Origin of the sequence: Halomonas sp., assembly GCF_033549285.1 — a bacterium.
In the GTDB taxonomy this organism is placed as follows: domain Bacteria; phylum Pseudomonadota; class Gammaproteobacteria; order Pseudomonadales; family Halomonadaceae; genus Halomonas.
Window position 1 is genome coordinate 1 of sequence record NZ_JAWSUJ010000147.1, and the last position, 6378, is coordinate 6378.

Sequence of the window (6378 nt, forward strand, 5' to 3'; positions counted from 1 at the left end):
CCGCCAGGTCGGGACCCGCCTCGGGGGCCAGGACGGCAGTCGGGGCGCGGTGGGGCGAGATGGGCGCCTGGCCCAGCAGGTGGGCCACCACCTCCAGCAGGTGATCCGCGGGCAGCACCTCAAGGTCGCCGGCCAGGGCCGCCTCGTCAGCGTTGGCCCGCGGCACGATCAGGCGCCGGCCGGCGCGGTGTGTCGCCATGGCCAGCGGCAGGACGCCGGACACCGGGCGCAGGCGGCCATCCAGGGCCAGCTCACCCGCGCACTCGACGCCCGCCAGCGCCTCGGGCGGCACCTGGCCGGAGGCCACCAGCAGGCCCAGGGCGATGGGCAGGTCGAAGCGGCCCCCCTCCTTGGGCAGGTCGGCGGGCGCCAGGTTGAGGGTGATGCGCCTCAGCGGGAAGTCGAAGCCGGCGTTCACCAGGGCACTGCGCACCCGCTCACGGCTCTCCTTCACGGCTGCCTCCGGCAGGCCCACCAGGGTCATGCCGGGCAGTCCATTGGCCAGGTGCACCTCCACCAGCACCTCGGGCGCCTCGAGGCCGAGGCCGGCCCGGGTGTGGATGATTGCCAGCGTCATCGGCGATCCCTCGCAGCCCGTCTGACCTCAGGCTAGCCCAGGCCACCAGGGTATGCCCGGCGATGGGGGATCAGCGGTCGGTCTCACCGGCGCCGGCATCCTCTTCGGGGCTCGGCGCTTCCGGCAGCGCGGCGAGAGGCTCGCTCGGCGTCGACTCCTGCGAGGCGTTGCCGTCCAGCGCCGCCTCGAGGGCCGCCACCTGCGTCTCCAGCGCCTCGACCCGCGCCCGGGTGCGCTGCAGGACGTCCATCAGGATGTCGAAATCCTCCCGGGAGACCAGCTCCAGGCGATCGAAGGCGCCCTTCACCACCTGCTGGATCCCCTTCTGTACCTCTTCCGGGGCCTGGGAAGCGCCCTGCAGGCGGTCGCCGATCTGCTGGGCCAGGCGGCTGATGCGATCATGGCTCACCATGGTGTCTCTCCTGAATCGTGATGGGATGCCTGCCCACAGGATACGCAAGGCCCTCGCCCGGCGCATTCTTCACCGCCGCCCCCTTGTGGAGCATGCGCACCACGACCGCGCACCACAACAGGGCAGCCGTGGCGACACTGCCCTCCCCCCTGCCGGCAACCTGCCCCGATACCTTAAATAACATACTGATATAAAAGATATATTCCAGGAGATGGCACGGTTTGCGCTTGGACAGGTCAGCCACTCATCGCGCGGCATCACGCCGCCGACATCCAGCAGGGGAGATCCGGGATGAAGCTGATCACTGCCATCATCAAGCCGTTCAAGCTCGACGACGTGCGCGAGGCACTCGCCGACAACGGCGTCCAGGGCATCACCGTCACCGAGGTCAAGGGCTTCGGTCGCCAGAAGGGCCACACCGAGCTCTATCGCGGTGCAGAGTACGTCGTCGACTTCCTGCCCAAGGTGAAGGTCGAGGTCGCGGTGGACGACTCGCGGCTGGAGACGGTGCTCGATGCCATCTGCAGCGCGGCCAACAGCGGCAAGATCGGCGACGGCAAGGTCTTCGTCACGCCGCTGGAGGACGTCATCCGCATCCGCACCGGCGAGCGCGGCGCCGACGCCGTCTGACCGACGCCCCCTTCCCATTCCTGACGTGGAGAGACCCCCATGGTCGAATTACCGGAGCTGAGCTACGCGCTCGATACCTTCTACTTCCTGATCTGCGGCGTCCTGGTGATGTGGATGGCTGCCGGCTTCTCGATGCTCGAGGCGGGCCTGGTGCGCTCCAAGAACACCGCCGAGATCCTGACCAAGAACATCGCCCTGTTCGCCATCGCCTGCACCATGTACCTGCTGGTGGGCTACTACCTGATGTATTCGAGCGGCGCGGGCGGCGTCCTGCCCAGCCTCGGCGCACTGATCGGCAGCGAGAACGGCGTCGACGCGGTACTGGCCGGTGGTGACGACGCCCCCTACTACTCGATGCGCTCGGACTTCTTCTTCCAGGTGGTGTTCGTGGCCACCGCCATGTCCATCGTCTCGGGTGCCGTGGCCGAGCGCATGAAGCTGTGGGCCTTCCTGGCCTTCGCGGTGGTCATGACCGGCTTCATCTACCCGGTGTCGGGCTACTGGACCTGGGGCGGCGGCTGGCTGGCCGAGGTCGGCTACTCCGACTATGCCGGTTCCGGCATCGTGCACCTGGCCGGTGCCGCCGCGGCCCTGGCCGGCGTGCTGGTGCTTGGTCCGCGCAAGGGCAAGTACGGCAAGGACGGCAGCATCTTCGCCATTCCCGGCGCCAACCTGCCGCTGGCCACCCTGGGTACCTTCATCCTGTGGATGGGCTGGTTCGGCTTCAACGGCGGCTCCGAGCTGAAGATGTCCGACGTCGCCTCCGCCAACAACGTGGCCCAGGTGTTCGTCAACACCAATGCGGCCGCTGCCGGGGGCGTGATCGCCGCCCTGGTCCTGGCCAAGCTGTGGTTCCGCAAGGCCGACCTGACCATGGCCCTGAACGGCGCCATCGCCGGCCTGGTGGCCATCACCGCCGACCCGCTGTCGCCCAGCGCCCTGGGCGCCGTGCTGATCGGTGTCGTGGGTGGCCTGCTGGTCGTCACCTCCATCGTCGTCCTCGACAAGCTCAAGCTGGACGACCCGGTGGGCGCCATCTCCGCCCACGGCGTGGTGGGCATCTGGGGCGTGCTGGCGGTCCCCTTCACCAACGCCGAGGCCGGCTTCGGCCCCCAGATCATCGGCATCCTCGGGATCTTCGTCTGGGTGTTCGTGGCCAGCCTGGTCGTCTGGCTGATCCTCAAGGCCGTGATGGGCATCCGGGTCACCGAGGAGGAAGAGTACGAGGGCGTCGACCTGACCGAGTGCGGGCTGGAAGCCTACCCCGAGTTCAGCGCCTCCAAGAAGTGAGCCAGGCCCCGGAGTGAGCGGGCACGCTCCTCCTGGCCCCCTTCGGGGGGCCTTTTTTATTCCTCCCGCACCGGGTGTATGCTCTGGCACAATGAACCCAGCAGGGGTGGCGGCCAGCGCCACCGACCAACGGACAGGACGAGGATCAAGACCATGAAACTGGTGACCGCCATCATCAAGCCGTTCAAGCTCGACGACGTACGGGAGTCGCTCTCCGAGATCGGCGTCCAGGGCATCACCGTCACCGAGGTCAAGGGCTTCGGGCGCCAGAAGGGCCACACCGAGCTCTATCGCGGCGCCGAGTACGTGGTCGACTTCCTGCCCAAGGTGAAGCTCGAGGTGGCCGTGGACGACGAGATGGCCGAGAAGGTGATCGACGCCATCACCCAGGTCGCGAATACCGGCAAGATCGGCGACGGCAAGATCTTCGTCACCGCCCTGGAGCAGGTCATCCGCATCCGTACCGGCGAAACGGGCAAGGACGCCGTCTGACAGCTGCAAGCTGCAAGCTGCAAGCTGCAAGGCAGCCTTATATGACACCGCCTCCGTGACCAGAGTCATGGAGGCGGTTTTCTTTCTACTTGCTGCTTGAAGCTCGGCGCTTACTTCTCGACGAAGGCCCGCTCGATGACGTAGTCCCCCGGCTCGCCCATGCGCGGCGAGATGGTGAAGCCGAGCTCGTCGAGCAGGTCGCTGGTGTCATCGAGCATCGCCGGACTGCCGCAGATCATGGCGCGATCCTGCTTGGGATCGATGGCCGGCAGGCCGGTGTCCTCGGCCAGCTTGCCGCTGCGGATATGGTCGGTCAGCCGCCCCATGGTGTGGAAGGTCTCGCGGGTCACGGTGGGGTAGTAGACCAGCTTCTCGCTGATCTCCTCGCCGAGGTATTCGTGGGCGGGCAGGTCCTTCTGGATGAAGTCGGCGTAGGCCAGTTCGCTGACGTTGCGCACGCCGTGCACCAGCACCACCTTCTCGAAGCGCTCGTAGACCTCCGGGTCCTGGATCAGGCTCATGAACGGGGCCAGGCCGGTGCCGGTGGAGAGCAGGTAGAGGTTGCGCCCCGGCAGCAGGTCGTCGGTGACCAGGGTGCCGGTGGGCTTGCGGCTGACCATGATCTGGTCCCCCACCTTGAGGTGCTGGAGCCGCGAGGTCAGGGGGCCGTCGGGCACCTTGATGCTGAAGAACTCCAGGTGGTCCTCGTAGTTGGGGCTGGCAATGGAGTAGGCCCGCATCAGCGGCTTGCCGTTCACCTCGAGGCCGATCATCACGAACTGGCCGTTCTTGAAGCGCAGGCTGCGCTCGCGGGTGGTCCGGAAACTGAACAGGGTATCGTTCCAGTGGTGCACACTCAGAACGTCCTCAAGCGCAAACTTGCTCATGCCGACTCCTTGATATTCCAGAAAAGAATAGATCGGACAGCCAATCTTTGAGTGCAATTCTAAGAGCCGGCGCAATATCTGTTAAATGGATTGTATGGATAACACTTATCTATACTGTGGATATCAGCTCTAGATATCAAACCCGCCGAGGAGCGTCATGCGCTACACCCTCCGCCAGCTGGAAGTCTTCGTCGCCGTGGCCCAGCACGAGAGCGTCTCCCGGGCGGCCCGCGCCCTGGCGCTTTCCCAGTCGGCGACCAGTACCGCCCTCGCCGAGCTGGAGCGGCAGTTCGATTGCCGGCTGCTCGACCGCATCGGCAAGCGCCTCAAGCTCAATGCCCTGGGCTTCCAGCTGCTGCCCAAGGCGGTGGCCCTGCTCGACCGGGCCGAGGAGGTGGAGGAGCTGCTGCGTGGCCAACAGGGCATCGGCACCCTGGACGTGGGCGCCACCCTGACCATCGGCAACTACCTGGCGACCCTGCTGATCAGCGACTTCATGCAGCGCCATCCCGGCAGCCGGGTGCGCCTCTCGGTGCGCAATACCCGGACCATCATCGACAGCGTTCGCCAGCACGGGCTCGACCTGGGGCTGATCGAGGGGCAGTGCGAGGAGGAGGACGTGATCACCCAGCCCTGGGTGGAGGACGAGCTGGCGGTGTTCTGCTCGCCCCGCCATCCGCTCGCCACGGCCGGCCCGGTGGAGCTGGACCGCCTGCTGCGCGAGGCCTGGATCATGCGCGAGCAGGGCTCCGGCACCCGGCTGACCCTGGAGCAGGCGGCGCGTCACCGCCGCGGGCGCTTCAATATCCTGCTGGAGCTGGAACACACCGAGGGCATCAAGCGGGCGGTGGAGTCGGGGCTCGGCATCGGCTGCGTCTCGAAGCTGGCCCTGCGCGACGCCTTCCGCCGCGGCAGCCTGGTGCCCATCGCCACCCCGGAGCTGGACCTGAGCCGCCAGTTCACCTTCATCTGGCACCGCCACAAGTACCTGGCCACCGGCATGCGCGAATTCCTCAAGCTGTGCCGGCAGATGACCGAGGGCATCCGCCGCAGCGACCAGATCGACCTGCCCCAGGTGCCCTGACGCAGCGCGGCCCGGCGACAGGGCCGGGCCGTGGGTAAGGACCAGCGCGTGGCTAGCGCAGGTCGCTGACCGCCTCCTGGATATCGGCGAGGGAGGCCTTGGTGAGATCCTTGGCCAGGGTGTGGATCACCAGCTTGGCGGTGGGGCCATCGACCTTGTCCCGCAGCTGGCCGAGGAAGCGCGGCGGTGCCACCAGGATCAGCTTCTCCATGGTGTTGTCGACGCGGGCGCGATAGAGCCGCTCGGCGACCTCGCGGGCGAAGATCTCCTCGTGGTGCTGGGTCGCGACATTCTCCCCGCCGGCGCTGCGCGCCGTCGTCGAAGTCGACTCGTGGACGTCGCCACCGCGGTCCGTCACCAGGTCCCCCTCGTGCATGCGTCCCTCGGCATGGACGAGGCTGTCCTGCTCGCTGACCTTGAGTCCATTGCGGGTGAACAGTCGAGCCCGCGCCGCATCAGCCACCACGATATAGGTTGTCATAGCCGCTCCTTGATGCTGGGTGAGTTGGCGGAAGTCCTCCCGACGGGACACCCCACTTCCGCCTCTCGTTCCACATTGGCAAGCCCACCCCCGTTGGTCAACCTGGCGATACGCGAAGACTGCAGGGCGACGGGATCTGGGGTAGCATCCTGCCCTGGCCGGCAGGGAAGTCGGCGCGACTCATCACCACGATGTGCATCCCCCGGGAGGACCCCGATGCGACAGTTCCTGTTTCCCCGCCGGCCGCTGGCCCGCACCACCCTGCTGACCTGCCACCTGCTGCTGCAACTCGGCCTGCTGGCCGGCGCGGCCCTGTGGCTGGCCCCGCGCACGCCCTGGCTCGCCCCCGTCGACTGGGTCTCCGCCTGGCCGGCCGTGGCCCTGGCCGGGGGCTGCTGGCTGCTGGCTGCCGTGGCCTTGCGCCTGCTGGCCGAGCTCTGGCTGCTGCCCCACCACCTGGGCGCCCAGCGCCCCGGCTTCGCCCCCGGCGCCGTGGTCACCCGCTCCTGGGAGCGGCGCCCGGCG

8 protein-coding genes and 1 pseudogene are annotated in these 6378 nt (G+C 67.5%); 5 read left to right on the forward strand and 4 right to left on the reverse strand.

Translation table 11 applies throughout. From position 1 onward, the window contains the following. Together SCI24_RS20150 and SCI24_RS20155 are read right to left on the reverse strand one after the other, a co-directional pair. Nucleotides 1-577, reverse strand: a 577-nt coding sequence (locus SCI24_RS20150) for a magnesium chelatase domain-containing protein (RefSeq protein WP_318727077.1), incomplete at its 3' end; no start/stop codon positions are given. Nucleotides 578-647: 70 nt separating this feature from the next. Beyond that, entirely contained in the window at nt 648-989 is a 342-nt protein-coding gene (locus SCI24_RS20155) for an accessory factor UbiK family protein (RefSeq protein WP_318727078.1), read from the reverse strand. A gap of 291 nt (nt 990-1280) precedes the next feature. Between SCI24_RS20155 and SCI24_RS20160 the strand changes: the two genes are divergently transcribed. The 3 genes from SCI24_RS20160 (at nt 1281) to glnK (ending at nt 3401) form a co-directional block, all read left to right on the forward strand. Next, nucleotides 1281-1619, forward strand: coding sequence for a P-II family nitrogen regulator (locus tag SCI24_RS20160; protein WP_106231078.1), 339 nt, complete (start codon nt 1281-1283; stop codon nt 1617-1619). Between the two features lie 39 nt (nt 1620-1658). Continuing rightward, nucleotides 1659-2909 carry an ammonium transporter gene (locus SCI24_RS20165; RefSeq protein ID WP_318727079.1) on the forward strand — a complete coding sequence of 417 codons (1251 nt, stop codon included), beginning with the start codon at nt 1659-1661 and terminating at the stop codon, nt 2907-2909. 153 nt (nt 2910-3062) lie between these two features. Then, complete coding sequence (gene glnK / locus SCI24_RS20170; protein WP_106231080.1) at nt 3063-3401, forward strand: P-II family nitrogen regulator; 339 nt, start codon at nt 3063-3065, stop codon at nt 3399-3401. Between the two features lie 110 nt (nt 3402-3511). Here the strand turns inward: glnK and SCI24_RS20175 are convergent, their stop codons facing one another. Next, entirely contained in the window at nt 3512-4288 is a 777-nt protein-coding gene (locus SCI24_RS20175; protein ID WP_318727080.1) for a ferredoxin--NADP reductase, read from the reverse strand. Nucleotides 4289-4445: 157 nt separating this feature from the next. On the opposite strand from SCI24_RS20175, the gene SCI24_RS20180 reads away from it, so the two are divergent. Further along, nucleotides 4446-5372 carry a LysR family transcriptional regulator gene (locus SCI24_RS20180; protein ID WP_106231082.1) on the forward strand — a complete coding sequence of 309 codons (927 nt, stop codon included), beginning with the start codon at nt 4446-4448 and terminating at the stop codon, nt 5370-5372. 52 nt (nt 5373-5424) lie between these two features. Here the strand turns inward: SCI24_RS20180 and SCI24_RS20185 are convergent, their stop codons facing one another. Further along, complete coding sequence (locus SCI24_RS20185) at nt 5425-5904, reverse strand: host attachment protein (RefSeq protein WP_318727081.1); 480 nt, start codon at nt 5902-5904, stop codon at nt 5425-5427. Nucleotides 5905-6069: 165 nt separating this feature from the next. On the opposite strand from SCI24_RS20185, the pseudogene SCI24_RS20190 reads away from it, so the two are divergent. Then, nucleotides 6070-6378 (forward strand): annotated as a pseudogene (locus SCI24_RS20190) (hypothetical protein); the annotation flags it as partial.